General features: G+C 57.6%; 28 protein-coding genes and 2 pseudogenes. 18 read left to right on the plus strand and 12 right to left on the minus strand.

The genetic code is table 11. The features are described from left to right. Positions 1-4 precede the first annotated feature (4 nt). From BVK86_RS10925 to BVK86_RS10935, 3 genes are all read right to left on the minus strand, one after another. Positions 5-772 carry a uroporphyrinogen-III synthase gene (locus tag BVK86_RS10925; protein ID WP_075946451.1) on the minus strand — a complete coding sequence of 256 codons (768 nt, stop codon included), beginning with the start codon at positions 770-772 and terminating at the stop codon, positions 5-7. Then, complete coding sequence (gene hemC, locus BVK86_RS10930) at positions 769-1,710, minus strand: hydroxymethylbilane synthase (protein WP_075946452.1); 942 nt, start codon at positions 1,708-1,710, stop codon at positions 769-771. The genes BVK86_RS10925 and hemC overlap by 4 nt, the downstream gene beginning before the upstream one ends. A 138-nt stretch (positions 1,711-1,848) precedes the next feature. Further along, on the minus strand, positions 1,849-2,595 hold the full coding sequence (locus BVK86_RS10935) for a LytR/AlgR family response regulator transcription factor (RefSeq protein ID WP_075946453.1): 747 nt from the start codon (positions 2,593-2,595) through the stop codon (positions 1,849-1,851). A gap of 455 nt (positions 2,596-3,050) precedes the next feature. On the opposite strand from BVK86_RS10935, the gene argH reads away from it, so the two are divergent. After that, entirely contained in the window at positions 3,051-4,445 is a 1,395-nt protein-coding gene (gene argH, locus BVK86_RS10940) for an argininosuccinate lyase (protein WP_075946515.1), read from the plus strand. Positions 4,446-4,564: 119 nt separating this feature from the next. Here the strand turns inward: argH and BVK86_RS10945 are convergent, their stop codons facing one another. After that, positions 4,565-5,224, minus strand: a complete 660-nt coding sequence (locus tag BVK86_RS10945; protein WP_075946454.1) for a glutathione S-transferase family protein — start codon at positions 5,222-5,224, stop codon at positions 4,565-4,567. A gap of 124 nt (positions 5,225-5,348) precedes the next feature. On the opposite strand from BVK86_RS10945, the gene BVK86_RS10950 reads away from it, so the two are divergent. The 3 genes from BVK86_RS10950 to BVK86_RS10960 all read left to right on the plus strand — a co-directional run bounded on the left by BVK86_RS10950 (position 5,349) and on the right by BVK86_RS10960 (position 9,245). Continuing rightward, on the plus strand, positions 5,349-5,633 hold the full coding sequence (locus BVK86_RS10950) for a hypothetical protein (RefSeq protein ID WP_075946455.1): 285 nt from the start codon (positions 5,349-5,351) through the stop codon (positions 5,631-5,633). A gap of 315 nt (positions 5,634-5,948) precedes the next feature. Continuing rightward, positions 5,949-6,194 (plus strand): TIGR02647 family protein, encoded by a 246-nt coding sequence (locus BVK86_RS10955; protein ID WP_057712785.1) that lies wholly within the window; start codon positions 5,949-5,951, stop codon positions 6,192-6,194. A 204-nt stretch (positions 6,195-6,398) separates the two neighbouring features. Further along, positions 6,399-9,245, plus strand: coding sequence for a class I adenylate cyclase (locus BVK86_RS10960; protein WP_075946456.1), 2,847 nt, complete (start codon positions 6,399-6,401; stop codon positions 9,243-9,245). Positions 9,246-9,252: 7 nt separating this feature from the next. On the opposite strand, the gene rnk is transcribed toward BVK86_RS10960, so the two are convergent. The 3 genes from rnk to cyaY form a co-directional block, all read right to left on the minus strand. After that, positions 9,253-9,663 carry a nucleoside diphosphate kinase regulator gene (gene rnk / locus BVK86_RS10965; protein ID WP_075946457.1) on the minus strand — a complete coding sequence of 137 codons (411 nt, stop codon included), beginning with the start codon at positions 9,661-9,663 and terminating at the stop codon, positions 9,253-9,255. Positions 9,664-9,819: 156 nt separating this feature from the next. Then, positions 9,820-10,038, minus strand: coding sequence for a DUF1289 domain-containing protein (locus tag BVK86_RS10970; RefSeq protein WP_075946458.1), 219 nt, complete (start codon positions 10,036-10,038; stop codon positions 9,820-9,822). A 4-nt stretch (positions 10,039-10,042) separates the two neighbouring features. After that, positions 10,043-10,375 carry an iron donor protein CyaY gene (gene cyaY / locus BVK86_RS10975; protein ID WP_075946459.1) on the minus strand — a complete coding sequence of 111 codons (333 nt, stop codon included), beginning with the start codon at positions 10,373-10,375 and terminating at the stop codon, positions 10,043-10,045. A gap of 308 nt (positions 10,376-10,683) precedes the next feature. On the opposite strand from cyaY, the gene lptM reads away from it, so the two are divergent. Genes lptM through BVK86_RS11010 form a run of 6 tightly spaced genes read left to right on the plus strand, consistent with a single transcriptional unit; the run spans position 10,684 to position 15,293 of the window. After that, on the plus strand, positions 10,684-10,857 hold the full coding sequence (gene lptM, locus BVK86_RS10985; RefSeq protein ID WP_075946461.1) for an LPS translocon maturation chaperone LptM: 174 nt from the start codon (positions 10,684-10,686) through the stop codon (positions 10,855-10,857). Positions 10,858-10,866: 9 nt separating this feature from the next. Further along, positions 10,867-12,114 carry a diaminopimelate decarboxylase gene (lysA, locus tag BVK86_RS10990; protein ID WP_075946462.1) on the plus strand — a complete coding sequence of 416 codons (1,248 nt, stop codon included), beginning with the start codon at positions 10,867-10,869 and terminating at the stop codon, positions 12,112-12,114. A 3-nt stretch (positions 12,115-12,117) separates the two neighbouring features. After that, positions 12,118-12,948, plus strand: a complete 831-nt coding sequence (gene dapF / locus BVK86_RS10995; RefSeq protein WP_075946463.1) for a diaminopimelate epimerase — start codon at positions 12,118-12,120, stop codon at positions 12,946-12,948. A 13-nt stretch (positions 12,949-12,961) separates the two neighbouring features. Next, positions 12,962-13,687 (plus strand): DUF484 family protein, encoded by a 726-nt coding sequence (locus BVK86_RS11000; protein WP_075946464.1) that lies wholly within the window; start codon positions 12,962-12,964, stop codon positions 13,685-13,687. 2 nt (positions 13,688-13,689) lie between these two features. Further along, positions 13,690-14,589, plus strand: coding sequence for a tyrosine recombinase XerC (gene xerC, locus BVK86_RS11005; RefSeq protein WP_075946465.1), 900 nt, complete (start codon positions 13,690-13,692; stop codon positions 14,587-14,589). Next, entirely contained in the window at positions 14,586-15,293 is a 708-nt protein-coding gene (locus BVK86_RS11010) for an HAD family hydrolase (RefSeq protein ID WP_075946466.1), read from the plus strand. The genes xerC and BVK86_RS11010 overlap by 4 nt, the downstream gene beginning before the upstream one ends. 184 nt (positions 15,294-15,477) lie before the next feature. On the opposite strand, the gene sutA is transcribed toward BVK86_RS11010, so the two are convergent. From sutA to glnK, 4 genes are all read right to left on the minus strand, one after another. Continuing rightward, positions 15,478-15,801, minus strand: coding sequence for a transcriptional regulator SutA (gene sutA, locus BVK86_RS11015; protein WP_075946467.1), 324 nt, complete (start codon positions 15,799-15,801; stop codon positions 15,478-15,480). 101 nt (positions 15,802-15,902) lie between these two features. Continuing rightward, positions 15,903-16,328, minus strand: coding sequence for a secondary thiamine-phosphate synthase enzyme YjbQ (locus BVK86_RS11020; protein ID WP_075946468.1), 426 nt, complete (start codon positions 16,326-16,328; stop codon positions 15,903-15,905). Between the two features lie 214 nt (positions 16,329-16,542). Beyond that, positions 16,543-17,880 carry an ammonium transporter gene (locus BVK86_RS11025; RefSeq protein ID WP_075946469.1) on the minus strand — a complete coding sequence of 446 codons (1,338 nt, stop codon included), beginning with the start codon at positions 17,878-17,880 and terminating at the stop codon, positions 16,543-16,545. Between the two features lie 35 nt (positions 17,881-17,915). Beyond that, positions 17,916-18,254 (minus strand): P-II family nitrogen regulator, encoded by a 339-nt coding sequence (gene glnK, locus BVK86_RS11030; RefSeq protein ID WP_002555808.1) that lies wholly within the window; start codon positions 18,252-18,254, stop codon positions 17,916-17,918. A 420-nt stretch (positions 18,255-18,674) separates the two neighbouring features. Between glnK and BVK86_RS11035 the strand changes: the two genes are divergently transcribed. The 6 genes and pseudogenes from BVK86_RS11035 (at position 18,675) to BVK86_RS11060 (ending at position 23,908) form a co-directional block, all read left to right on the plus strand. Continuing rightward, positions 18,675-18,941 carry an accessory factor UbiK family protein gene (locus BVK86_RS11035; protein ID WP_075946470.1) on the plus strand — a complete coding sequence of 89 codons (267 nt, stop codon included), beginning with the start codon at positions 18,675-18,677 and terminating at the stop codon, positions 18,939-18,941. A 214-nt stretch (positions 18,942-19,155) separates the two neighbouring features. Then, a pseudogene (locus BVK86_RS11040) lies at positions 19,156-20,001 on the plus strand (YifB family Mg chelatase-like AAA ATPase); the annotation flags it as partial. A gap of 226 nt (positions 20,002-20,227) precedes the next feature. Further along, complete coding sequence (locus BVK86_RS11045) at positions 20,228-21,790, plus strand: anti-phage dCTP deaminase (protein WP_075946472.1); 1,563 nt, start codon at positions 20,228-20,230, stop codon at positions 21,788-21,790. A 39-nt stretch (positions 21,791-21,829) separates the two neighbouring features. Further along, entirely contained in the window at positions 21,830-22,063 is a 234-nt protein-coding gene (locus tag BVK86_RS11050; protein WP_075946473.1) for a hypothetical protein, read from the plus strand. A gap of 414 nt (positions 22,064-22,477) precedes the next feature. Further along, complete coding sequence (locus BVK86_RS11055; RefSeq protein ID WP_083659322.1) at positions 22,478-23,404, plus strand: hypothetical protein; 927 nt, start codon at positions 22,478-22,480, stop codon at positions 23,402-23,404. Between the two features lie 120 nt (positions 23,405-23,524). Beyond that, positions 23,525-23,908, plus strand: coding sequence for a hypothetical protein (locus tag BVK86_RS11060; RefSeq protein ID WP_075946475.1), 384 nt, complete (start codon positions 23,525-23,527; stop codon positions 23,906-23,908). 135 nt (positions 23,909-24,043) lie between these two features. Here BVK86_RS11060 and BVK86_RS30105 read toward each other — a convergent pair. Beyond that, positions 24,044-24,445: pseudogene (locus tag BVK86_RS30105) on the minus strand (carboxymuconolactone decarboxylase family protein); the annotation flags it as partial. A gap of 198 nt (positions 24,446-24,643) precedes the next feature. Between BVK86_RS30105 and BVK86_RS11070 the strand changes: the two are divergent. Then, complete coding sequence (locus BVK86_RS11070; protein ID WP_075946476.1) at positions 24,644-24,862, plus strand: hypothetical protein; 219 nt, start codon at positions 24,644-24,646, stop codon at positions 24,860-24,862. 296 nt (positions 24,863-25,158) lie between these two features. Then, positions 25,159-26,655 carry an SIR2 family protein gene (locus BVK86_RS11075; RefSeq protein ID WP_075946477.1) on the plus strand — a complete coding sequence of 499 codons (1,497 nt, stop codon included), beginning with the start codon at positions 25,159-25,161 and terminating at the stop codon, positions 26,653-26,655. The last annotated feature ends 203 nt before the right edge of the window (positions 26,656-26,858 follow it).

The raw sequence follows: 26,858 nt of genomic DNA on the forward strand, positions 1-26,858 counted from the left end.
TGCATTAGAGAACGGGCTCGGGATGCTCCCGTAGCGCCGTCAGCAATGCCGCGGCACTGGCGCCACGACAATCCACAACTGTTATGGCCCCGGCGGCACGAGCCAGCTCGGCGACCCTGGGGCTTGGTACAAACAACGGCAACCGCGCCAACTGCGGCCAGGCATCGCCGGCCAACTGATGCAGGTGCTCGAAACCCTGTCCACTGCTGACCACCAGCGCGTTCAGGCGTTCCGCTTCAATCCGCTGCGACAACGCTGCCGGCGGGTACTGTGGCAGTTCGCGACGATACAATTCCAGATATTCGACACTAGCACCTCGCTCACGCAAGCGCTCGGCCAGCAGCTCGCGCCCACCCTCGCCACGAAGAATCAGTACCCGTGGATCAGGCAGCGCGATCACCTCGCGCAACCGTGGCAATTCAAGCAAGGCCTCGCTGTCATCGCCGGTCTCGGGGAAGCTCACGCCCAGGCCGCGCGCCTCGAGGATCTGCGCAGTGGCCGCACCGACACTGAACCACTTCACATGCCCTGGTTGCAGGCCGAGCCGGTCGAGCAATTCGACGCCTCTTCGTGCAGCAGGTTTACTGACTACGATCACGGCGCAATAGCGGTCCAGTTCCCGAATCACGTCGAGCATTGTCTCAGAGGCCGGGATCGGCACTATGTCCAAAAGCGGCAGACTGCTGCTGAAAATCCCCTGCTCGGCCAGGCAGCGGCTCAGCGCCGCCGAGTCATCCGCCGGACGCGTCAGCAGCAGGCGCCAACCCGTCACTCGTGACCTGCCTCGCCGTAGACCGCCTTGAGAATGTCAGCGGCGCCCTGGCTCAAAAGATCTTCGGCCACTTGCACGCCCAACGCTTCGGCAGCGCCATGTGACGCGCGGGCATCGGCACTGAGCAGCAGGCCGCCACTCGGGTCGCCCACCAGGCCTCGCAGCCAGACCTGCTCGCCTTCAAGCACGGCGTAGCAGGCGATTGGCACCTGGCAGCCGCCATTGAGGTGTTTGTTGAGGGCTCGTTCGGCGGTCACGCGGATGGCGGTGTCCTGATGATGCAGCGGCGCCAGCAGCGCGTGAATCTCGCTGTCGGCAGTACGGCATTCGATCCCCACAGCACCCTGGCCACCAGCCGGCAAGCTGTCGTCGACACTGATGGCCGAGGTGATGCGATCTTCAAAGCCCAGCCGGATCAAACCGGCAGCGGCGAGAATAATGGCGTCGTATTCGCCCGCGTCCAGTTTGGCCAGACGGGTGTTGACGTTGCCGCGCAGGAAACGGATTTCCAGGTCCGGCCGACGGGTCAGCAACTGGGCCTGACGGCGCAGGCTCGACGTGCCGACGATACTGCCTTGCGGCAACTCATTGAGACTGGCGTAAGTATTGGAGACGAACGCATCGCGCGGGTCTTCGCGCTCGCAGATGCAGAACAGGCCGAGCCCTTCGGGGAAGTCCATCGGCACATCCTTCATGGAATGCACCGCGATGTCGGCTTCGTTCTCCAGCAGCGCGGTTTCCAGTTCCTTGACGAACAGGCCCTTGCCACCGATTTTCGACAACGGCGAGTCGAGCAGCTTGTCGCCCCGACTGACCATCGGGACCAACGTCACGAGCAGCCCCGGATGGGCCTCTTCCAGACGGGCTTTGACGTATTCGGCCTGCCACAGGGCGAGAGCACTTTTGCGGGTGGCGATGCGGATCTGGCGAGAGGACATGGATCAATCCGTGCTGAAAAGATACGACGGATAATAACAGCTCAGCCAAATCCACTTTGACTTGTATCAGAAACTACTCGGCCTCCCTGGCCCCGGATATCCGGCAATCGGGTGTGACACTCGTCTGCGGACAGCGAATTAAAGCTGTTGCATCATTTTCCGCACGCCGGCTACATGACGTCGACTGACGATCAATGCGTCACCGTTCAGGCCTTTGAGGAACAGCTGGAAATGCCCAAGCGGAGTGCGTTGCAAGCGCTCGATACGCTCACGAGCCACCAGCGCGTTGCGGTGGATACGCACAAAACGGTCACCGAATTCGTCTTCGAGGGCCTTGAGTGGCTCATCGAGCAACACTTCGCCCGCTTCATGACGCAAGGTCACGTATTTGTGATCCGCGATGAAGTAAACCACCTGATCCAGCGGAATCAGCTCGATCCCTTTACGAGTTCGGGCGCTGATGTGGCTGCGGGGACCACTGCCACTTTCGGCGGCGGGGCGGGTCAGGGCCGAGAGTTGAACGCGATTGGGGCGTTCGGCTTTTTTTAACGCGTCATGTAAATGTTCAGTTCTCACAGGTTTCACCAGATAGCCTACGGCGCTGGCCTGTAAGGCTTCCACGGCAAATTCATCGGGCCCGGTGCAAAACACCACGGCGGGCGGAGTTTCGCGTTCGCACAATCGCGCAGCCACTTGCAGGCCATCGAGGCCCGGCATCCGGATATCGAGCAGCACGATGTCCGGCTTGTGGCTGTCGATCAGTGCCAACGCTTCTTCGCCATTCGTGGCGCTGGGCTCCAGGACACTGTATCCCTCGAGTTCGCCAACCATTCGGCTCAGGCGCTCGCGGGCTAGGGGGTCGTCATCAACGATCAGGACATTCATATTGCGCTGGATTCCTGCGTGAGTCTCGCACAAGGATAGCGTAGACAGGTGAAGTGACGTCCGTCACCGCGATCCACGCTAAGACTAGCGCGAGCGTCAAAAAGTGCCGCTGGTCGGGCAGCTAAATTTTCATCTGCCGGGCGATTAGCGGCCCAGGCCCGCTTTGGCGACACATCGCCACAGGGTTTGCTGATACGCAATATGAACACCCCCTCTTCTTCTAGTCAGCCTTGGCACCGGGAAGTGCGCTGATCCTACTGTCCAACTGTAGACGGTTGCCGAGACGATATTGCTCAATTGAAAAATATCGTTATGCAATTTGCACAAGGTCTGTATCCGTCACGACTTACGACATGAAAAACCAGTCGACCAGTGTCACCGACACGATTGGCAACCCTGTTATTATCCGCGCCAGCTTTCAACGCCATCTTTCTTCAGCCGATACGAGCGAATTCATGAGCACTGACAAGACCAATCAGTCCTGGGGCGGCCGCTTCAGTGAACCCGTCGACGCCTTCGTCGCCCGCTTCACCGCCTCCGTCACCTTCGACCAGCGCCTGTATCGCCACGACATCATGGGCTCCATTGCCCACGCGACCATGCTGGCCAAGGTTGGCGTGCTCACCGATGCCGAGCGCGACAGCATCATCGATGGCCTGAAGACCATCCAGGGTGAAATCGAGGCCGGTCAGTTCGATTGGCGCGTCGACCTCGAAGACGTGCACATGAACATCGAGGCGCGTCTGACCGACCGCATCGGCGTGACCGGCAAAAAGCTGCACACCGGACGCAGCCGCAACGATCAGGTCGCCACCGACATCCGCTTGTGGCTGCGCGACGAGATCGACCTGATCCTGAGTGAAATCACGCGCTTGCAAAAAGGCTTGCTGGAGCAAGCCGAGCGTGAAGCCGCCAGCATCATGCCCGGCTTCACCCACCTGCAAACTGCCCAGCCGGTGACCTTCGGGCACCACATGCTGGCCTGGTTCGAAATGCTCAGCCGCGACTATGAGCGCCTGGTCGACTGCCGCAAGCGCACCAACCGCATGCCTCTTGGCAGCGCCGCGCTGGCGGGCACCACCTACCCGATCGACCGCGAATACACCGCACAACTGCTGGGCTTCGACGCCGTCGGCGGCAACTCGCTGGACAACGTGTCCGATCGCGATTTCGCCATCGAATTCTGCTCCGCCGCCAGCATTGCAATGATGCACCTGTCGCGTTTCTCCGAGGAACTGGTGCTGTGGACCAGCGCGCAGTTCCAGTTTATCGATCTGCCGGACCGTTTCTGCACCGGCAGCTCGATCATGCCGCAAAAGAAAAACCCGGACGTCCCGGAGCTGGTGCGTGGCAAGACCGGCCGTGTGTTCGGCGCGCTGATGGGCCTGCTGACCCTGATGAAAGGCCAGCCGCTGGCCTACAACAAGGACAACCAGGAAGACAAGGAACCGTTGTTCGACGCCGCCGATACCCTGCGCGACTCGCTGCGCGCCTTCGCCGACATGATTCCGGCGATCAAGCCCAAGCACGCGATGATGCGTGAAGCGGCACTGCGCGGCTTCTCCACTGCCACTGACCTGGCCGACTACCTGGTGCGCCGTGGCCTGCCGTTCCGTGATTGCCACGAAATCGTCGGTCATGCCGTGAAGTACGGCGTGGAAAGCGGCAAGGACCTGGCGGAAATGAGCCTTGATGAACTGCGCAAGTTCAGCGACCAGATCGATCAGGACGTGTTTGCCGTGCTGACCCTGGAAGGCTCGGTCAATGCCCGTAACCACATCGGCGGCACCGCGCCGGCGCAGGTGAAGGCAGCCGTGGTGCGTGGCCAGGCGTTGATCGCCAGCCGCTAGATCGCCAAAAGCTTCGCGAGCAGGCTCGCTCCCACAGTTGACCGAGTTCTTTCAGAAAGAATGTGCTCGAATGTGGGAGCGAGCCTGCTCGCGAAGGCGGCCTTAAAAGCGCTACAAACCTACTTCCTGGCCGCGATCATCGCCATGAACGCCGGCATGGCCGCTTCCTTGTCAGCCGCAATCCGCTGCACATTCGGATTCTGTTCCAGCCGTTGCAACAGTGCCTTGGCCGCCGGCAGCTCGGCGAGCAAATCGATGTCAAACAATTTCTTGGCGACCCCGCAAGCCAACGGCACGCTGTACAGGAAATATAAATCCGCCACACTCAAACGGTCGCCCGCGACGTAGGGGCTGAATTTGCCGTGCCTGCCCAGGGAAGCGATGCCGAGCAGTAACTCGGCCTTGGTCTTTTCCTTGATCGCATCAGGCAGTGTCATGCCGAAAAATGCCTCCGCATAGCAAGCCCGGCCCGGCAGTTCGATATACAGCTCGATCTCCTTGGCCAACGCCAACACCTGCGCCCGCTCAAAAGGATCACTTGGCAGCAGCGGTGTGCCTTTCTGGCTTTGCTCGATGTATTCGAGAATCACACTGGTTTCATTGATGAAACCCTGCTCGGCGCCTAATACCGGTACTTTCCCACGCGGGCTGATGGTGAGGGCTTGCGGGGTTTGCCCGGCATAAAACGGCACTTCTTCAAACGGCAGGCCTTTTTCCAGCAGTGCCAGTTTGACCATGTTGTAATAGTTGCTGACAGCGAATCCATAAAGCTTGAGCATCACATAGCCTCCAGGCCGTGCGGGGTGGGCAGTGCCCTTTTATAGATCGCTCCGTGGTTTCTTGCCAGCAGCATCACGCGCCTGAATACGGGTAAACTGGCCACCTTTCCCCAAGGAGCCTGCCATGAGCGAGCCAACCGATATCGACGCCGACGAAGAAGAGTTCGCCGAAAATACCCTGGTCGAAGCCATCGAAAACCAGATCGAAAGCGACAACCCGCCAGCGGCCAAGGCAACGTTCAACAAGCTGACCCTGGTGGGCTACGAGCGTGAGGAAATCCTCAACCTGATGGCCCACGTTTTGGCGGTGGAAATCGACGCAATCCTCGAAGAAGACCGCGCGTTCAATACCGAATGGTACGAAGCGGCCCTGCGCGCGCTGCCAGAACTGCCACCGGAAAAGAAATAAGCATCGACATCAATTTCTGTGGCGAGGGAGCTTGCTCCCGCCGGGTCGCGAAGGGGGCCCGAAGCGTTGCGTCTGCTTCGCAGTCGAGCGGGCACAAGCGCCATCGCCACACGAATGCTGCTCCACACAATTTGTTGCCAATCCGTCCTGCTGCCTCCCAGACCCTGACTACACTGCAAACACCCCGCTGCCACACGGCCCGACGGGGAATGCTGCCCAAGGCGAAAAAACCCTGTCGCGAGCACTGGACATGCCGCACAAGCGGGTTCACCTTAGGAGCGCTGTCGTCCAATTCCTAGAAAGTCTGGAGTCCTTATGTCGCTTACCCCTGAGTTGGTTGCCGAACTGGAAGTCCTCGCACTCTTCAACCTGGACAGTTCCCAGGAAGGTCTGAAAATTCATCAGACCGCTGCCCCGAAACACATTGCCGCCGCCAAACGTCTCTTTGAAAAAGAACTCACCGACCAGCCTGACGGCGGTTACCTGACCAGCCTGGGTCGCGATGCCGCGCAAAATGTGCAAACCGTGCTGACCATTCTTAACGCCGAAGTAACAGCCTGAATTCCATCGAATCGCCCACGGAAACCCCGCCATGGGATTTCCGCGGGCCTGCCCGGTTACCCGCCTCTGCCAGCTGCTGTCGCCGCGCGATAGAAATCTGACGTCAAAAAACAAAATCAGCTTAAAAATCCCGAGGCCGAGGCGCTAAACTGCCCCTCACCCGAGAGCCCCACATCCTCGCCCTGCGAGCCGGTTTGAGCTGACATGACCCGCACCCATGAAATTCGCCCCGATCTGGACGAGGGAATCGACCGAAAGGTTCTCAGCCAGCTGCGTGCACGTTTTCTCAAGCTCAATGAGGGCCGTCTGGCCCGCGCCGTTGAAGGCCTGTCCACGCGCCAGCAGGCGGTGTTGAGCCTTTTGCCGTTGTTCTTCCACGTCAATCATCCGCTGTTGCCGGGTTACGTTTCGGGCACCACGCCGGCCGGTGTGTCGAATTTCGAGCCGGACACCAATGTCCTGGCCGAAGCCCAGCGCCTGACCCGCTCGTTTTCCTACAAGCCGCGCCACGGCAGCAATCCGCCACGGCCGATTCACGGCCTGTTTCTGATGGGCAGCCTCGGCACCCTGGCCCAGGCCGATCAGAGCGATATGGACGTGTGGGTGTGCCACAGCCCGGACCTGACCGAAAACGAGCTCGCCGAGCTGCGCAAGAAATGCCAGCTGCTTGAAGCCTGGGCTGCCAACCAGGGTGCCGAGGCGCACTTCTTCCTGATCGATCCGGTTCGTTTCGTTCGGGGCGAGCGCGACAACCAACTGAGTTCGGAAAACTGCGGCACGACCCAGCACTACCTGCTGCTCGACGAGTTCTATCGCACCGCGATCTGGCTGGCGGGACGCACACCCATCTGGTGGCTGGTGCCGGTTTATGAAGAATCGAGCTATGACCGTTATACCCACACACTGCTGTCCAAGCGCTTCATCCGCGCCGACGAAAGCCTGGACCTGGGGCACCTGGCGTTTATTCCACCCGGCGAATTCGTCGGCGCCGGCCTTTGGCAGCTGTTCAAGGGCATTGAGTCGCCGTACAAATCAGTGCTCAAGCTGCTACTGACCGAGGTCTACGCCAGCGAACACCCCACGGTCCAGTGCCTGAGCCTGCGCTTCAAACAAGCAGTGTTCGCCAATCAGCTCGACCTCGATGAACTGGACCCGTACGTGGTGGTTTACCGGCGCATCGAGGAATACCTCATTGCCCGAAATGAACCGGAACGCCTGGAACTGGTGCGGCGCGCGCTGTACCTGAAGGTCAACCGCAAGCTGACCGGAAGCGGCGGCCGTACCCAGAGCTGGCAACGTTCGCTGCTTGAACGCCTGGCCCATGAATGGAAGTGGGACCCGCGACAACTGGCCCTGCTCGACAGCCGCAGCCAGTGGAAAGTCCGGCAAGTCAGTTCGGAGCGTCGCGCGCTGGTCAACGAGCTCAATTACAGCTACCGCTTCCTGACCCAGTTTGCCCGCAACGAACAAACCGTCAGCCTGATCAACAAACGCGATCTCAGCGTGCTGGGCCGCCGCCTGTATGCGGCGTTCGAGCGCAAAGCCGACAAGGTCGAGTTCATTAATCCGGGCATCGCCCCGGACCTGGCCGAAGACACTCTGACGCTGGTTTACTCGCCCGACAAAAAAGAATCCGGGCAAAGCCAATGGGGCTTGTACAACGGCAGCCTTACCGCCCATGAATGGGAGCATTTCGCGCCGATCAAGCGCAGCCGCCATCTGCTCGAATTGCTCACCTGGTGCCATCGCAACGGCGTGATCGACAGCAGCACGCGCCTGGCCTTGCACCCCGGCAGCAGCGACTTGAGCGAATTCGAGCTGTTCAATCTGTTCGGCAGCCTGCAACAAAGCATTCCCCTGCCGCTGCCGGCCGTTGCCGAAGAGCCCTTGCTGCGCGCCAGCGTGCCGAGCGAAGTGCTGATTCTGGTGAACGTCGGCGTCGACCCGCTCAAACATCACCGCGACTTGAACATCCTGATGACCACCGAGCGTACCGACTCACTGAGCTATGCCGGGGTCCGGGAAAACCTGGTATTGACCCTCGACCAGGTCACGCTCAACAGCTGGAACGAAGTGCTGGTCAGCCGCTACGACGGCCCCCACGCCCTGCTCGACTGCCTGCGTGATTACCTCAACAACCTGCCGGACGGCCCGCTGCAGCCGAAGTTGCGCGTGCGCTGTTTCTGCCACAACCGCGCACAGTTCATCGCCCAGCGCGTCGAAGACATTCTCGACACCGCGCAGAATCTGCTGCTGAGCCAGCTCAATCTGCGCTACCTCATCCAGGTCCAGCAGCATTACCACGTGCTGGAGCTGGTGCCTGGCCAGGTCAAACATGCCGCCCTCACCTCGCTGCCGGCCCTGTTCGAGTACCTGGCTCAGGAGCCCTCCGGTTATAGCCCGCTGCACCTGGACCCGATGGCGCTCGAAGACCACGATCTGTCACTGCTGCTGCCCATGGGTCAGCCTGACAGCCTTCAAGTGTTCTATCGAGTGAGCGAAGGCCTGGCCGATCTGTACGTCCTCGATGAGCTCAATGCCATGTGGCATCAGCGCTTGCCCTGGCATGACGAGCAAAGCCTGCTGGTGCCTATGCAACGGTTCCTGCTGTCCATCCAGTACCGCCGTGACGCGGCGCTGCCAATGGATTCGGCGCAACCCAGGAATCCGCACATCCTGTATTACCAGCTACTGCCGACCGGTACAGGCCGAGCACGCCGGGTCGAAGCCCGGCCGACACCGCAAACCCCGGTCAACAAGCCGTTCTACGACGTTCAGGCGATCGTCGGCAAAGCTGCACCGGGCAAGGTGCAGGTCACGCTGTATTGCAATCAACGGGAGTTTTCAGAGCTGGAGCATGGCGACCAACTGTTCAGCGTGGTCGCCCGGGAGATTGTCGAGCAGCGCCGCGAGACCAAGCGTTACCGCTGCTACATCACCGACCTGGATCTGTCCGGCCTGCTCGGTGATGCTCAGGGCTCAAGCAATCTTTATTTGCGTTACAAGGCCGACCTGGAGCGCGCATTGAACGCAGCGCTCGATCAGGTCTGACGGGAAATTATTCCGGAAAGTGGCCGCCCTGGGCCGGCTGCGATTCGACTTCCAGCAAGGTCAGCTTCAGCGTCTTGCCGCCCGGTGCCGGCCAGTCGATATGCTGCCCGACCTTCAGACCCAGCAGAGCACTGCCGACCGGCGCCAGAATGGAAATCTTGCCTTCGTCGGCATTGGCATCCTTGGGGTACACCAATGTCAGGTGGTAGTCCTTGCCACTGCTTTCTTCGCGGCAGTGCACACGGGAATTCATGGTCACGACATCGGCGGGCACTTCATCGTGGCCGACCAGCGTATCGGCGCGATCCAGTTCGGTTTGCAGCGCGATAACGCCCGGCAGCGTGTCATCCAGGCTGTCGATCAGACGCTCCAGACGCTGAACGTCCAGACGGGTAAGGGTGATGGAAGGTGCGGTCATGATCAGGGCAGACTCCTTTCTTCTGCGCGAAAAAAGCAAAACCCCGCCAGAAGAAGGCGGGGTTTTCACAAGCCTCGATGGGTTGAGGCGTACCCGGACACTATCACAGCTCAAAAAATATACAAGCCGTGGCCCGGAGCCCGCATTTGTTGCAGGTCAGGTGTTGGCTTTGCGATACGCGGCCTGGGTGCAGATCACCCGTCGACGCTCATCATCCGCCGAGCGCCATTCGCGGATGTCTTCGACATGGCGAAAGCAGCCCAGACAGACTTTTTGCTCATCCAGGCGGCATACACCGCTGCAGGGCGACGGCACCGCAGGACTGACATTGCTGTAGAGCGGCTTGGGTGGGCGCACAGGTGCAGGCTGGGTCACGATCTCACAGACCTTCGAAATCGAATTCAACGCCGGCCTGCTGCTGGACGATGCGCTCAAGCATCTCGCCCAACTGCTCTTCGCTCTTGTCGCACATCCAGCGCTCGCTTTCTTCGTCGTAATCGAAGTGGAAGCCACCGGACACGGCCGCCAGCCACAGCTGACGCAGCGGCTCCTGGCGACTGAAGATCAACTGGGTGCCGTTCTCGAACTTGACGGTCAGCACACCGGCCGAGCTCTCCAGATCGATATCCAGATCGCTTTCGTCAAAGATGTCTTCCAGTTTTTCCTGGGTTTCGTCGACCAGATCGTGGAAACGGGCTTCGGACAAACTCATTGCGGCAACCTCAAAAAATGTCTGATCAGGCTCAAGCGCCGCAAGATACGGGCGAGCCCTGTCGATTGCAAAGGATAACGACCAAGGGGGCCTAACACTTCACCCTGTGGGAGCGGGCTTGCCCGCGATAGGGCCGGCAAATTCAACATCAATGTCGACTGAACCTCCGCTATCGCGGGCGAGCCCGCTCCCACAGGGTTCGATGTGCTTGCGGCCAAGCCCCGCCGGACGGGAGCCCCCTCGCATAGGCAAGCTGCCGGGTGGCCGGTATACTCCGGCGCAATTAATGCATTTTCAAGGATTTCGCCATGAAGCGCCTGATCTCTTCCCTTGCCGCGCTCCTCGCGGTCGCCTGTCTCGTGTCGGCCTGCGGCCAAAAAGGCCCGCTGTACCTGCCGGACGACAGCCAGGACCCTGCAGAGCAGGCACAGTCCTCGCAAAAGCAGCCGTCCAAGGCGCACAAGCACGACGTCTACCAATAAGGGAACATCATGGACGCTTTTAACTACCGTGACGGTGAACTGTTCGCGGAAGGTGTTGCCCTGTCTGCCATCGCCGATCGCTTTGGTACTCCGACCTACGTTTACTCGCGCGCGCACATCGAAGCTCAATACCTGGCTTACGCCGATGCGCTGGCCGGCATGCCACACCTGGTGTGCTTTGCGGTCAAGGCCAACTCCAACCTGGGCGTACTGAATGTCCTGGCGCGCCTGGGCGCCGGTTTCGACATCGTTTCCCGTGGGGAGCTGGAACGCGTTCTGGCCGCTGGCGGCAGCGCCGACAAGATCGTGTTCTCCGGCGTCGGCAAGACCCGTGACGACATGCGTCGCGCCCTGGAAGTCGGCGTACACTGCTTCAACGTCGAATCCACCGACGAACTGGAGCGCCTGCAAGTGGTTGCCGCCGAGCTGAACGTTCGCGCGCCGATTTCGTTGCGCGTGAACCCGGATGTCGATGCCGGCACCCACCCGTACATTTCCACCGGTCTCAAAGAGAACAAGTTCGGCATCGCCATCGCCGACGCCGAAGACGTGTACGTGCGTGCCGCGCAGCTGCCGAACCTGGAAGTGGTCGGCGTCGATTGCCACATCGGTTCACAACTGACCACCCTGCCGCCATTCATCGACGCCCTCGACCGCCTGCTGGGCCTGGTCGACCGCCTCGGCGATTGTGGCATTTACCTGCGCCACATCGATCTCGGTGGTGGCCTGGGCGTGCGATACAAGGACGAGGAGCCGCCACTGGCTGCCGACTACATCAAGGCCGTGCGCGAGCGTCTCGACGGTCGTGACCTGGCGCTGGTATTCGAGCCGGGTCGCTTCATCGTCGCCAACGCCGGCGTGCTGCTGACCCAGGTCGAGTACCTCAAGCACACCGAGCACAAAGACTTCGCCATCGTCGATGCGGCCATGAACGACTTGATCCGCCCGGCGCTGTATCAAGCCTGGATGGACGTCACCGCCGTGCGCCCGCGTAGCACCGCTGCCCGCGCCTACGACATCGTCGGCCCGATCTGCGAAACCGGCGACTTCCTGGCCAAGGAGCGTGAACTGGCCCTGGAAGAAGGCGACCTGCTGGCCGTACATTCGGCTGGCGCCTATGGGTTTGTCATGAGTTCCAACTACAACACTCGCGGCCGGGCCGCTGAAGTGCTGGTGGACGGTGATCAGGCATTTGAAGTGCGTCGCCGTGAGACGGTAGCCGAGTTGTTTGCTGGCGAAAGCCTGCTGCCGGAGTAAGCCATGCTGCTGCGTTTTACCAAAATGCACGGCCTGGGCAATGACTTCATGGTCCTCGACCTGGTCAGCCAGCACGCGCATATTCTGCCCAAGCATGCCAAGCAATGGGGCGATCGGCACACCGGCATCGGTTTCGATCAGTTGCTGATCGTCGAAGCGCCGAGCAACCCGGATGTGGATTTTCGCTATCGGATCTTCAATTCCGACGGGTCCGAAGTGGAACAATGCGGCAACGGTGCGCGCTGTTTCGCCCGCTTCGTCCTCGACAAGCGCCTGACCGCAAAACGGCAGATTCGCGTCGAGACCAAAGGCGGCATCATCGAACTGGACGTTCGTAGCGACGGCCAGATCGGCGTGAACATGGGCGCCCCGCGCCTGGTACCGGCGGATATTCCGTTCCAGGCACCGGAGCAGGCGACGAGTTATCAGGTTGACGTCGACGGTACACCGGTCGAGCTGACGGCCGTGTCCATGGGCAATCCCCACGCCGTCGTGCGGGTCAGCGACATCAACAATGCACCGGTGCATGAACTGGGGCCGAAAATCGAACATCACCCGCGCTTCCCGGCGCGGGTCAACGTCGGTTTTCTCCAGGTCATCGATCGGGGCCGCGCGCAGTTGCGCGTCTGGGAACGCGGCGCCGGGGAAACCCAGGCCTGCGGGACCGGCGCTTGTGCCGCAGCAGTAGCCGCGATCAGTCAAGGGTGGATGGATTCGCCGTTGCTGATCGACCTGCCTGGCGGGCGCCTGTCCATTGAGTGGGCAGGCCCTGGCCAACCGGTGCTAATGACCGGCCCGGCAGTCCGCGTATACGAAGGACAAGTACGTCTTTGAGTGAGCCAAAGCCATGACCGACAAGCCACAGGTACCAGCCCGACAGTCCGACGAATCTCCGTCCGAGCGCCTGGAGGCGGCGGCAATTGCCGCGTACCTGGAGGCTCATCCGGATTTCTTCGTCGAGCACGAAGAACTGCTGCCGGCAATGCGCATTCCCCACCGGCGCGGCGACACCGTTTCGCTTGTGGAGCGGCAGATGACCATCCTGCGCGACCGTAACATCGAGCTGCGTCATCGTCTGTCGCACTTGATGGATGTGGCTCGCGACAACGACCGCCTCTTCGACAAGACCCGCCGCCTGATTCTCGCGCTGATGGATGCCACCAGCCTGGAAGACGTGGTGATCTGCGTCGAAGACAGCCTGCGCCAGGATTTCCAGGTGCCCTTCGTCAGCCTCATCCTGCTGGGCGACAACGCCATGCCAGTGGGGCGCTGGGTCACGCACGCCGACGCACAAGTGGCCATCGGTGGCCTGCTGCTCGAAGACAAAAGCGTCAGTGGCAGCCTGCGTGAACATGAGCTGGACTTCTTGTTCGGCGAAGAACAGCGCAAGCAGATTGGCTCCACGGCCGTCGTCGCCATCAGCCATCAAGGCATCCACGGCATCCTCGCCATCGCCAGCCGTGATCCGCAGCACTACAAGAGTTCGGTGGGCACGCTGTTCCTCAGTTACATCGCCGAAGTCATGGGCCGCGTGCTGCCACGGGTCAATAGCTCCCTGCGCTCGGTTCGCTGAACATGGAACGGCAACTGGACGCTTACTGCGAACACCTGCGCAGTGAGCGGCAGGTGTCACCGCACACGCTGTCGGCCTACCGCCGTGACCTCGATAAAGTCCTGGACTGGTGCGTCAAACAGAACATCGGCAGTTGGGCAGCACTGGACATTCAGCGCCTGCGTAGCCTGATCGCCCGCCTGCATGCCCAAGGCCAATCCTCGCGCAGCCTGGCACGGTTGCTGTCGGCAGTGCGCGGTCTCTATCACTACCTGAACCGCGAAGGCCTGTGCGACCACGATCCGGCTAACGGCCTCGCACCGCCCAAGGGCGAACGACGCCTGCCGAAAACCCTCGACACCGACCGCGCGTTGCAACTGCTTGAGGGCGGTGTGGAGGATGATTTTCTCGCTCGTCGTGATCAGGCGATTCTGGAGCTGTTCTATTCCTCTGGACTGCGGCTTTCAGAGCTGACCGGTCTCAACCTTGATCAACTCGACCTTGCAGACGGCATGGTCCAGGTACTCGGCAAGGGCAGTAAAACCCGCCTGCTGCCAGTGGGCAAAAAGGCTCGCGAGGCATTGGAACAATGGTTGCCGCTGCGGGCGATGGCCAATCCGGCAGACGATGCGGTGTTTGTCAGTCAGCAAGGCCGGCGCCTCGGGCCCCGGGCGATTCAGGTGCGGGTCAAAGCCGCCGGCGAACGCGAACTGGGACAAAACCTGCACCCGCATATGCTGCGTCACTCCTTCGCCAGCCATTTGCTGGAGTCCTCCCAGGACCTGCGGGCGGTGCAGGAATTGCTCGGCCATTCCGACATCAAGACCACGCAGATCTATACCCACCTGGACTTCCAGCATCTGGCCACGGTCTATGACAGCGCCCATCCACGGGCCAAACGCATGAAAGGCGACGATTCATGAGCATTCAGTTGATCACCTTCGACCTCGACGACACCCTGTGGGACACCGCCCCGGTGATTGTCAGCGCCGAAGCCGTTTTGCGTGAATGGCTGACCGAGCACGCGCCCAATCTGGGTGCAGTGCCGGTTGAGCATTTGTGGACCATTCGTGAGCGTATCCTGAGCAGCGAGCCGGGACTCAAGCATCGCATCAGCGCCCTGCGCCGGCGCGTGCTGTTCCATGCGCTGGAAGAATCCGGCTATGCCCATGCGCAAGCCTCGGATCTGGCAGACAAGGGCTTCGAAGTGTTTCTGCACGCTCGGCATCAGATCGAGGTGTTTCCGGAAGTCGAACCCACCCTGGAGATTCTCGCCAACCACTACGCCCTCGGCGTGGTCACCAACGGCAACGCCGATGTACGTCGGCTGGGCCTGGCGGATTACTTCAAGTTTGCGCTGTGCGCCGAAGACATCGGCATCGCCAAGCCTGATGCGCGGCTGTTTCATGAAGCGTTGCAGCGTGGCGGCGCGACGCCCGAGAGGGCGGTGCACATCGGTGATCATCCGGGTGATGATATTGCCGGTGCGCAGCAAGCGGGGCTGCGGGCAATCTGGTTCAACCCGGCGGGCAAGGCGTGGGAAGCGGACCGTTTGCCGGATGCGGAAATTCGCAGCCTGACCGAGTTGCCGGCGTTGTTGGCGCTGTGGAATGCCGCCTCGCGATGACACAAAACATGTGGGAGCGCGCCTGCTCGCGAAAGCGGTGGGTCAGCCGACATAGATCTTGAATGTGAGGGCCTCTTCGCGAGCAGGCTCTCCCACAGGGGATCATGCCGAGTTCAAGGGTTTTGTTTCACCCATGAAAAAGCCCGCGGCGACGGCGGGCTTTTTCAGCAAGCTCGGAGCAGCCTTAGATAGGCCGGCTGCCGTACTTGTTGTCCGGCTTCTTGGGCGGATCGGCGACTACGTTGGCCTCCACTTCCTGCACCTTGCCACCTCTGGCCAAAAACTCTTCCATGGCCCGCGCGAGAGCATCGCGTTCCTTGTTCTTGGCTTCGACACTTGGCAGCTCGTCGACCGATACCGCTGCCTTGGCTTTGCCTTTGGCAGTCGGCGCGGGCGCATCAACGCCGTCGTCGTCAGCAACGTCTTCCGCTGCTGCTTCCAGGCCTTCTTCGGCCTCGTCTTCGTCGCCTACTTCGAGGTCGTCGTTTTCCAGATCATCGTCGCTCATGTTCTACCTCATGACTTGCGAAAAGCAGATTAGTTATAGCCCAGCTTTGCCCTCTGTCGAAGGCTGCCGGAAAAAAATCAACAGCCGCTGCTGACCAGCGGCTATGCCCCATCACCGTGCACGGTGGCGAGGACTTTACGAGCACCGCCATGATCACGGTGCTCGCCCAGATAAACGCCTTGCCAGGTCCCTAACGCCAGTCGGCCTGCCGAGATCGGCAAACTGAGCTGACAACCAAGCACGCTGGCCTTGAAGTGCGCCGGGAGGTCGTCCAGGCCTTCGTCGTTATGCTCATAGCCGTCTGTTCCTTGTGGGATCAGACGATTGAAAAATCGTTCGAAGTCGCGACGTACCGCCGGATCGGCGTTCTCGTTGATGGTCAACGACGCCGAGGTATGCTGCAGCCACAAATGCAACAGACCGACCCGACACGCCTTGAGTTCAGGCAAGCCGGCGAGTAACTCGTCCGTTACCAGATGAAAGCCCCGGGGCCTCGCCCGCAGGGTAATCAGAGTCTGTTGCCACATACAGTTCTCCGCACGTTCGGGGCGCATTCTAGCGCGCTCTGGGAAAAAACAAAGGCCCTAATATTCCTTCCATTGCGTAAGCGATTGCCCGCAGAAAAACCCCTGCCGTAAACCTTCACAAAGCTGTCAGAAAAAACCTTTCAGCCACACGTCCAATGACAAAATCCAGACAAAAAAATGCCCGGCAAGCCGGGCAAGTTTTTTATGCGGGTGCTTACAAGTTGTAGCCGCGTTCGTTGTGAAGCGCCAGATCGATACCGACTGCCTCTTCTTCTTCAGTGACCCGCAGGCCCATGACGGCATCGAGGACCTTGAGGATGATAAATGTGACAATCGCGGTGTAGATCACGGTGAAGCCCACACCTTTGCACTGAATCCAGACTTGTGCGGCGATGTCGGTCACGGTGCCGAAGCCACCCAGCGATGGTGCAGCGAACACACCGGTCAGGATCGCGCCGAGGATACCGCCGATACCGTGCACGCCGAAGGCGTCGAGGGAATCGTCATAACCCAGTTTGCGTTTAAGGGTGGTGGCGCAGAAGAAGCACACCACGCCTGCAGCCAGACCGATCACCAGTGCGCCCATCGGGCCAACGGTGCCCGCGGCTGGAGTGATGGCGACCAGACCGGCGACCACACCCGAAGCAATACCCAGTGCGCTTGGCTTACCGTGGGTGACCCACTCGGCGAACATCCAGCCCAGTGCAGCAGCAGCGGTAGCGATCTGGGTCACCAGCATCGCCATACCGGCGGTGCCGTTGGCCGCAGCAGCGGAACCGGCGTTGAAACCGAACCAGCCAACCCACAGCATTGCGGCGCCCATCAGGGTGTAACCGAGGTTGTGCGGTGCCATCGGGGTGGTAGGGAAGCCTTTGCGCTTGCCCAGTACCAGGCAGGCAATCAGGCCGGCCACACCGGCGTTGATGTGCACCACGGTGCCGCCAGCGAAGTCGAGCACGCCCCAGTCCCACATCAGGCCGCCGTTACCGGACCAGACCATGTGTGCGATTGGCGCATATACCAGGGTGAACCAGATGCCCATGAAGATCAGCATCGCGGAGAATTTCATCCGCTCGGCGAAGGCACCGACGATCAGCGCCGGGGTGATGATGGCGAAGGTCATCTGGAAAGTGATGAACACCGCTTCAGGGAACAGCGCCGCCGGCCCGGTCAGGCTGGATGGCGTGACACCGGCGAGGAAAGCCTTGCCCATGCCGCCGAAGAACGAGTTGAAGTTGACGACGCCCTGCTCCATGCCGGTGGTGTCGAACGCGATGCTGTAGCCATAAATGACCCACAGGACGCTGATCAGACCGGTAATGGCGAAGCACTGCATCATCACGGAAAGAATGTTTTTCGACCGCACCATGCCGCCGTAGAACAGCGCGAGGCCGGGGATGGTCATGAACAGCACCAGAGCTGTCGAGGTCAACATCCAGGCGGTATCACCGGAGTTGAGGACTGGGGCCGCCACTTCGTCTGCCGCCAAAGCAAGGCTGGGCATTACGATGGACAACAGGGCTCCTAGCCCTGCGAATTTACGCAGAGTCATATTGTTTTCTCCTGGGGCGTTGGGTTTGTGGCGGCTTAGATTGCGTCGGTATCGGTTTCGCCGGTACGGATGCGAATCGCCTGTTCCAGATTGACCACGAAGATCTTGCCGTCACCGATCTTCCCGGTGTTGGCGGCCTTGGTTATCGCCTCGATAACCCGGTCGAGATCCTTGTCGTCAATGGCGACATCAATCTTCACCTTTGGCAGGAAATCGACCACGTACTCCGCGCCGCGATACAGCTCGGTGTGACCCTTCTGCCGACCGAAGCCTTTGACTTCAGTAACGGTAATGCCCTGCACGCCGATCTCGGACAACGACTCGCGCACGTCGTCCAACTTGAACGGCTTGATGATGGCAGTGACTAGCTTCATGAAAACTCTCTCCCGAATTGGTGGACTTGCCCCAGGAAAACAAACCCGTCTCAAGTCTAAGCGCAGTGCCTGGCTTTGTAACGCATCGTCGGCTCTAACCTGCCCGTCCGACGCCAGTTAACCGCTCCTTGCGAAACACTCCCCCGTTTCGCCTGGCGCACTGCATTCGTCACAGCGACTGCATCAGTGCATGGGTCACTAGCGTCTAAGCAGAAACCTTGCCATGTCCACAAAACCCTCTGTTTTCAAGCCTTTGCTCGCAGATAGCGACAACTTCACTCCAACACCCGACGTGATACGCACAACAACGGTGCGATGCCGTCCGTCCGCATGCGCGAAAAGCGTGCATTCCTTGCCTGCGAAAATGACTATAGACACTGCGTGATACACTGCCCGCCATTGTTATCAGGACCTCTTCCCATGCTCGCGCCCAAAGACTTCCTCGATGCCCTGACCGGCACCGCCTCCCGCCTCTTCAGCGGCGACACCCCCCTGCCGAAAAGCGAAATCGAAAGCCAGTTCAAGGCATTGTTGCAGAGCGGCTTCAGTAAGCTGGATCTGGTGAGCCGGGAAGAGTTTGATAGCCAGATGGTCGTGCTGGCGCGCACGCGGGCACGCCTGGAGGCACTCGAGGCGAAGGTCGCAGAGATGGAAGCGAAGCTAAGCCCACCAGCAGAAACCGAATAATTGTAAGAGCCAGCTTGCTGGCGATCGCGGTTGTACCGTCGATACATTTGTCGCCTGACCAATCGCTATCGCCAGCAAGCCGGCTCCTACAGACTTAGCATCTGCAACATCCAGTGAAGGTTTGCCTCCTCAAACACCCCGCCAGAAACTCCTCCGCCAACTACCCTTCAAAAAGCCCGCAGGAAGCGGCCCCGATTCATCTCAAGGAACGACCATGTCCCTCTCCATCGTCCACAGCCGCGCCCAGATTGGCGTGGATGCACCCGCTGTCACTGTCGAAGTCCATCTGGCCAACGGTTTGCCATCACTGACCATGGTTGGTCTGCCCGAGGCGGCGGTGAAGGAGAGTAAGGATCGGGTGCGCAGTGCGATCATCAATTCGGGGCTGCAATTTCCGGCGCGGCGGATCACGTTGAATCTGGCGCCGGCGGATTTGCCCAAGGATGGCGGGCGGTTCGACCTGGCGATTGCGTTGGGGATTCTCTCGGCCAGTGTGCAGGTGCCGACGCTGACGCTCGATGATGTGGAATGTCTGGGTGAGTTGGCGCTGTCAGGCGCGGTGCGTGCCGTGCGCGGCGTCTTGCCGGCGGCATTGGCGGCGCGCAAGGCCGGGCGCTCGCTGATGGTGCCGCGGGCGAATGCCGAGGAGGCGTGCCTGGCGTCCGGCTTGAAGGTGATTGCGGTGGATCATCTGCTGGAAGCCGTCGCCCATTTCAACGGGCACACGCCGGTCGAACCCTATGTCTCCGATGGCTTGATTCACGCCAGCAAACCCTACCCCGACTTGAACGAGGTACAGGGGCAGCTAGCCGCCAAGCGTGCGCTACTGATTGCGGCGGCGGGCGCTCACAATCTTCTGTTCAGCGGGCCGCCAGGAACGGGCAAGACCTTGCTGGCGAGTCGTTTGCCGGGTTTGCTGCCCCCGCTGGCGGAGTCCGAGGCGCTGGAAGTGGCGGCGATTCAATCGGTGGTCAGTTGCTCGCCCTTGAGTCATTGGCCGCAACGACCCTTCCGCCAGCCCCATCACTCGGCTTCCGGGCCTGCACTCGTGGGGGGCGGCTGTGGGATTTCGAAATAAATGAGACGTTTTCGAAATTAATGCGACTGATTTAGACGACCGCTTTGTCGTCCGCAAAAAGCATCTTTAAGCAAGAACGAACTCTTTCACATGGAAAGTTTTTTCTTTTCCACAACTGAAGCGGATTGCCTATCGCTTCACTACAATATTCCGATAGCAATATGAGATGATCGAAGACTAAAAGTACTTCTACCTGACAGGGATCGTTATGGCAGCTCCAGATTTCCGCCTCATTGCGTCAGCCAACAGCGACAAAGGTGGGCATTTCGACGATATCGGTGCAATTGGAAAGACGATCACCCCGGAAATCGTTATCGCCCTTTGTGGACCGATGGGTACGCCGCTGCACGACGTAGCCCGAACCTTTAAGGAGCTGCTGCTAGGAACGGACTACAACTACGAAAAAGTTAATATCATCAGGCTGAGTGATGAGATTCGTAAGCAAAAATCTCTCACTGGCGAAAAGTCGATAATCAAGCTCATTGAAGCAGGGAACGAGCTACGCCGAGAGTACGGCAATGAGATTCTTGCTCGCTTTGCCATTCGACGTATCACTCTGGAGCGGGAAGAAGCCCAGCAAGAAGCCGAGGACCACCATGAGCCAGATATGTTTGAGCATCCTGGCGCTGCTCCCATTCCGAAGGTCACTGTCCGCTACTGCCACATTATCGACTCGATAAAGCACATCGACGAACTCAAGCTCTTGCGCTCGATCTACGGCGACATGCTGCATGTGGTAGGGGTCTATTCGCCGATCGAATTACGCATCGCGCGACTGGAAAGATACAAAAGTCAGGGCGACCACATCCACGACCTCATCGACAGAGACTCAGGCGAAGAGATAGATCATGGGCAACGTGTCGAAGACACCTTCCCGCAAGCCGACTTTTTCCTTCGCGTGGAGAAGACCACCGATACCCATCGAAAGGGTCGAGTAAAACGATTCCTCGATTTGATGCTGGGCACTGTTATCGCGACTCCTACGTTGAACGAGAGAGCGATGTACGCTGCCTTTTCCGCTGCACGAAACTCTGCATGTCTTTCCCGACAGGTGGGAGCTGCGATCACCAGTGCGGAAGGTGAGATTTTGGCAACCGGATGGAACGATGTGCCAAAAGCGTTTGGAGGTCTTTATCAAACGGAATCGTATGGAAGCTCACCGGATGAAGATCGACGCTGCTGGAACCTTGATGGGGGCCGATGCTCCAACGATCAGGAAAAGGAAGTCATCTCAAATGCCATCGTTGATCTTCTCGCTCAAGAGGGCCTCATAGAAGAGTCGAAGCGAGACCAAGTCTATAAGGCAATTCGCAAGAAATCACAGCTCAAGAGCTTGATTGAGTTTTCACGCGCGGTACATGCGGAAATGCATGCCTTATTAAGCGCTGGCAGCACGGATGGTGGAAAGATCAGGGATGGGAAATTGTTTGTTACCACCTATCCTTGCCACTCATGTGCAAGACACATTGTCGCGGCAGGTGTTCGTGAAGTGTACTTTCTAGAGCCATACCGCAAGAGCCTTGCGACGAAGCTTCACGAGGATGCTATAACTGAAAACGAGAACGAAACGGAGAAGGTGAGAGTCATGCCATTCGACGGTGTAGCTCCTTCACGATTTCTGCGCTTTTTCTCGGCACATCCCAAAGGTCGGAAAAATTCCGAGGGCAGCATGCACACACGAGAGGCTCATCCCGTCGCCTTTGTCACAATGGAAGCAATTCCGACTCTTGAATCTCTCATCGTTCAAGGACTATCCTCCCGCGGCATTTGAGATCACCCGCATGACCTGTAGCAGCTGTGGAGCATTTTTATGAAAATCGTTGATGACTTTGATATCTCGGAGCGGGGAGCACAGATGGCGTTCACATTTGAAGCCTCTGATATCAACGATCAATCGTACCTTCCAGTACCGAAGGTCATAAATTCCACGAATGCGCTGCCGCTGGCGGAATGCAAGATTGTTTCGTTTCGTCGCCCACCAGTTTCGCCGGCGGAAGCAAGCTTGCTGGCCAGGATTCTACAAAGAACTCGTCATTTCGTTTGAGCGCCCGCCCATACGCTCGCTGGACACACGACGGCAAAAAGTCGCTAATCGAACGTGGTCTGCCTGGAGTTTCGAAAGTTATTACTCTGTTTGAGCCTCATCAGATACAGAGCATAGGCAACGCCGGATGATTACTTGTCCTACAGTTAGCTGGACTGCAATAAAGAGCTTGTCTTAGAGAGGTCGCTCTGGCTGATTCGCGCTACTGGGAGTCCGAGTCCATTGAAGCCTCATACCGAGCACGCATGAACAGCGATTTCGTTTGTTGAGCCTTCGGAAGGGCATCTCATGCAACTATGCGAATTGTCAGGCTACGAAAATTTGACATTAGCCCTGTTCCCGTTTCGCTGGTATGAGACGGGGCGGTGGATAATCCGCGCTCTTAAGTACGTTCAACCGGGGGATGTCACATGGATGCCTCATTACATTGAAGCGAATGGTCATGCGAAGGCCCAAACGTTCCCTACGTATGAAGAGGCCAGAGCATTTTCCACTCAATTCAATGCGCAGATCGCCGACAGAGCGACTTCACTCAACCTCGATGATGTTCTGCGCGCGTCTCTGACGCTGAAGGCAGAGAAAGAAATTATCGTGCAAGAACGCCTAGCGGATGAAGAATGCATGATGCTCAAAGAGGCACTACGCCGAAACGCCCCCCTCGCGCGCCCTCAACAAGCTGACCTAATCCTTCCCCCTGACCTGGAAAATTTAAGTGGCGCACTATTTGAGCAGTTGCAGGAAGCGCCCTATCTTCAGATCGCGTTCTTCCCTAGATACAGGATTGCATTGTCCCGGAGTGGAGAACATGACTGGTCACATCGGTTGAACCCGACTAAAAAATGCGCAATGTACTGCTCTCGCGAAAAGATCGCCCGAGGTTTTGGTCTGTCTGGTACCGCTCATTGGGGCAAAACCAAAGTTGATATCCGCTCCCAATTGCTGCCCAGAGCTAACAAGCTTTTACAATTGGCCAGCGTTCAGAAATTACTGATAGAAGCTAAAGCTCGTGGCCAGCGCGTGGTCGTCGTTGCGGGCTTTGTGTTCTGGTATGAGGAATCGGGTACGCCTGGCTGGACTGTTAAAACAGTCAGTGGTGATTCAGCCAGCAAAAACGGTGAAACCCTATGGCACGAAGGTACGATTATCTCCAAGAACCACGGACGTATCGTGGTGCTGCCCTACATCAAAGAGAATGGCCAGAAGGTACATGGTCATACGAAGAATTCGAGCCATGAGAAAAAAGCATTTCCGCGCCATCCGGATGAGTATGTCGAAGTACCGTTCGAAGTGCTGAGAGGCGACCTAATGATTGAGCTATTCGGCGGCCTTCCCTACGAGTGAAACGCTCCAACCTAATCAGGCAGGCCCCTCCACACCCAACAGGAATTGACGTCAACCGTCCACCAGGGGAGTGTCGGCGCGTAGCCTGTGCAAGCAAAACGATCACGGAGTAAGAAATAAGTGGAAAAAACCTTTGAAACACCCGCTGAAAGCTCGCTGCGAGGATGGAGTTACAAAGGTGCATTGGATGCAGGCTTAGAGCTTAAATCCTATGCTTGGGAAGACGTTCCCATCGGCACATGGCTTGCTCGGTTGGACTTCAAGGTCTGGTCAAATAAGACATCTGCTGGGAGCCTCGGGTGTTATTTCACCTCATTGGCCGATGGCCGACGATACCTGCTTTCCGCTTTCCGTCCTTACCGCTCGACCGCAAGAACCTATACACCAACAGACGGATCCGTCGACTTTTCATCCCGAGGCATCGATGGTCAGGTCTTTTTGTTGGAGACCGGCAAAGGGGCAAACGGGACAACAAAATGGCTTTCAGCGAAGCTCAACGAGTAACACTTAAAGGGTCGTTTTTCTGTAACAGGTCGAGAAAATCATATAAAAACATCGCCCTAGTACTCTGCTCGGCTTTCCAACTGTCGAGCGACGTCAGTCGTGGAAGGTAGCCACCCGGTGACGGCCACAGCTCTCACCTGGTAAAGCGGAAATCATGCTTACAGTGGCAATCTCTCCGCTTTGCCAGTCCAGATTGTCTCGCTCAAAAATGTCGCCAAACAGGTGTGTTCGTAGAAATTCGTTAGCGACTGGTGCGAAGTCAAAAAGGGGACCTTGAACGGGCGCGCCCGAGAGCTTAGTCTGATTCGCTGTACCTGCAGCCATGAGCGCTTCTCCCTTGGGGCTCGGCGAACTGGGCTCTTTGCCAGGCGCATCATTTATGCCTAGCTGTTTTCGCGCCTCAATTACCGTCATCAGCTCCCCCAGGGCGTTTAGGCTTCTCGGAAATCCTGCGTACGCATAAATGGTCAATCTCGGAGAGCATGTATGACGGCATAGATGTCGGAGTTCGAATCTCTCCTTCACCGCCACATTCAGTAAACGCAAGCCCCTGATTTTCGTAGAGAAAGTCGGTGGCTTGTGGTTTCTGGAGTCTGAAAAAGGGCCATATGGGACTGAGAGGGGACTGGCGCGCTATTTTGGTGCGAGACAGCCACATCATGAATGAGCGCCCAAGGCAGTGTGATCCGGTTGCATGAACTAAGCTTTTTAAACCTCTCGCCAAGGAAGACGCTCATGCCAAATAGCCCAGACTCTAATATCGCCACGGCAGATGCGCTGACACTGCTTCTGCACAACCAGCATGCTCTGGGGGCGGCAATAGAGGAGATAACGAAATGGCTTTCAGACAATGGCGTAGAGGGCGTTGCAGATAGCGCATTTGTGGCCATGGAAACCTTGGACACAAATGCAAAAGCGATTACAGACGCGATTATGCAACTACGGCAGCTCTAGAGAATCACCGCCAGAGGGCAGCAGTTGGCCAGCAGGCGCTGCTCAAATGCGTCTAACAAAGTGAACGCGATAACGTGTATCGGTAGAACCGGCTTGGGGAGGCGCAAAGACCTGATCAGACATCGTGTTAGGACTTGGCTTGTTTAACTCTGGACCGTGTCCTCCAAGCGAAACTGACAATCTCGAATGATTCGCCCGAACCCGCCCGGTCAGGTCGCAAGGTGGGTCTGCCAGGTACCCTTGCCGCATGGTATAAATCCTCACTAATTTAAACTCATGATCAGGTCGGGGCCGTTATGAAGGTCGAAGAGTTCGTCGGAAAATACAGAAATCATCCGATCTTATTTGTAGGAACCGGGGTCAGTCTTCGCTATCTGAGCCAGTCCTATACTTGGGATGGCTTACTCAGGAAGATTTCTTGCGACCTACGTGGTTCTGATGAATTTTATTACGACATTAAAGCGGAATGCGAAGTGGATGGTGAGTTCCGATACGACCTGATAGCTACGAAACTGGAAGATGTCTTTAATAAAGAAATTGCGCGTGATCGCGACGGTGCACTGAAGTTTGTTAATGATACTTTCTATGAAAACATGAAAAATGGGGTGAGCATCAGCCGGCTCAAAATCTACATTGCTCACCTTCTCGGCGAAGTAAACATCAGGGAAGAGTACGGTGGTGAGCTTGCCGCTCTCAAGCGCGCCAGTAAAAACATAGGATCCATCATAACAACCAACTATGACCGATTCTTGGAGCAATTTTTTGAGTTTTCGCCGCTAATTGGCAATGATATATTGCTGAGTAACCCCTATGGATCGGTTTACAAAATTCATGGGTGTGTAGATCACCCTACAAAAATTATTATTAGCGAAGCTGATTATAAGGATTTTTTCGCTCGGTACGAACTGATTCGGGCTCAGTTGCTGTCTTTATTTATACACAACCCGATCGTGTTTATCGGTTACAGCGTAAGCGATGAGAACATTAAAGCTCTCTTGCGTACAATATTCACATACGTGAAACCGAATTCTGATCACGCGAAAAAAATTAGGGAAAATTTCTTACTAATTGAATACGAGGCAGAGTCGAACTCCACCGATATTACTGAGCATGACATTGATCTTGAGGGGTTCTCTTCCACTATCAGAATCAATAAGATCAAAACTGACAATTTTGCAGCTGTCTATGAGGCGATTTCGAAGCTTGCGTTACCGGTAACTGCGATGGATGTTCGCAAGGTTCAAAATATCGTCAAAGAGATTTTTGCGGGTGGTGAAATTAAAGTCACCATTACAGAAGATTTGGATACTTTGAAAAACAGCGATAAAATTTTAGCCATCGGTTCCTCCAAAACGATCCAGTACCAATACTTCACAATCTCCGAAATGATCGGAAATTATTTCAAGATTCTAGAAGAATCGAATTATCAACTACTTGAACTAATAAATAAGCAAAAAATTCAATCAGGTCAGTTTTTTCCGGTATTTGGTTTCTCTAAGGTTTGTAAGACTCTGAAGGATGAAGAACGGCTTAAATTGCAGCAGAAAGCCAAAATCGAGACAATCGTGGAAGCAACAAAGGAGCGAGTTAGGACCGACCACAACACTATCAAAGCTATTTTGGATGATGAAGCAGTTGCACAAACTAATAAGTCAGCATCAATCATCTGGTCGGTTTACCACCGCAAAGTCACCGTTGATGATCTTGAGCAGTATTTAAAGTCTTACGTTGATCGGAATTGTACCGAATTTAAAAGGTTGCTATGTGCCTACGATCTGCTCAAGCACGGCTAATGCGTTTAACTAATTGTTAGTAGACGATAAAAATGTTCAGTAAATTTTCGGCATTCTCGCCTGGAACGTTCCTTGCCCATGTGTAACTCGCCGTCTAGCTAAGTCACAAGAGCGCAGCTTGCTATCGATAGCAAAATTGAAAAGCGCTAAATCTCTCGTGCCCCTAGCAAGCTGAAGCCTCACCCGTATGGCCTTCCGCTCCG

The sequence above is a fragment of the Pseudomonas reinekei genome, assembly GCF_001945365.1.
Lineage (GTDB): Bacteria > Pseudomonadota > Gammaproteobacteria > Pseudomonadales > Pseudomonadaceae > Aquipseudomonas > Aquipseudomonas reinekei.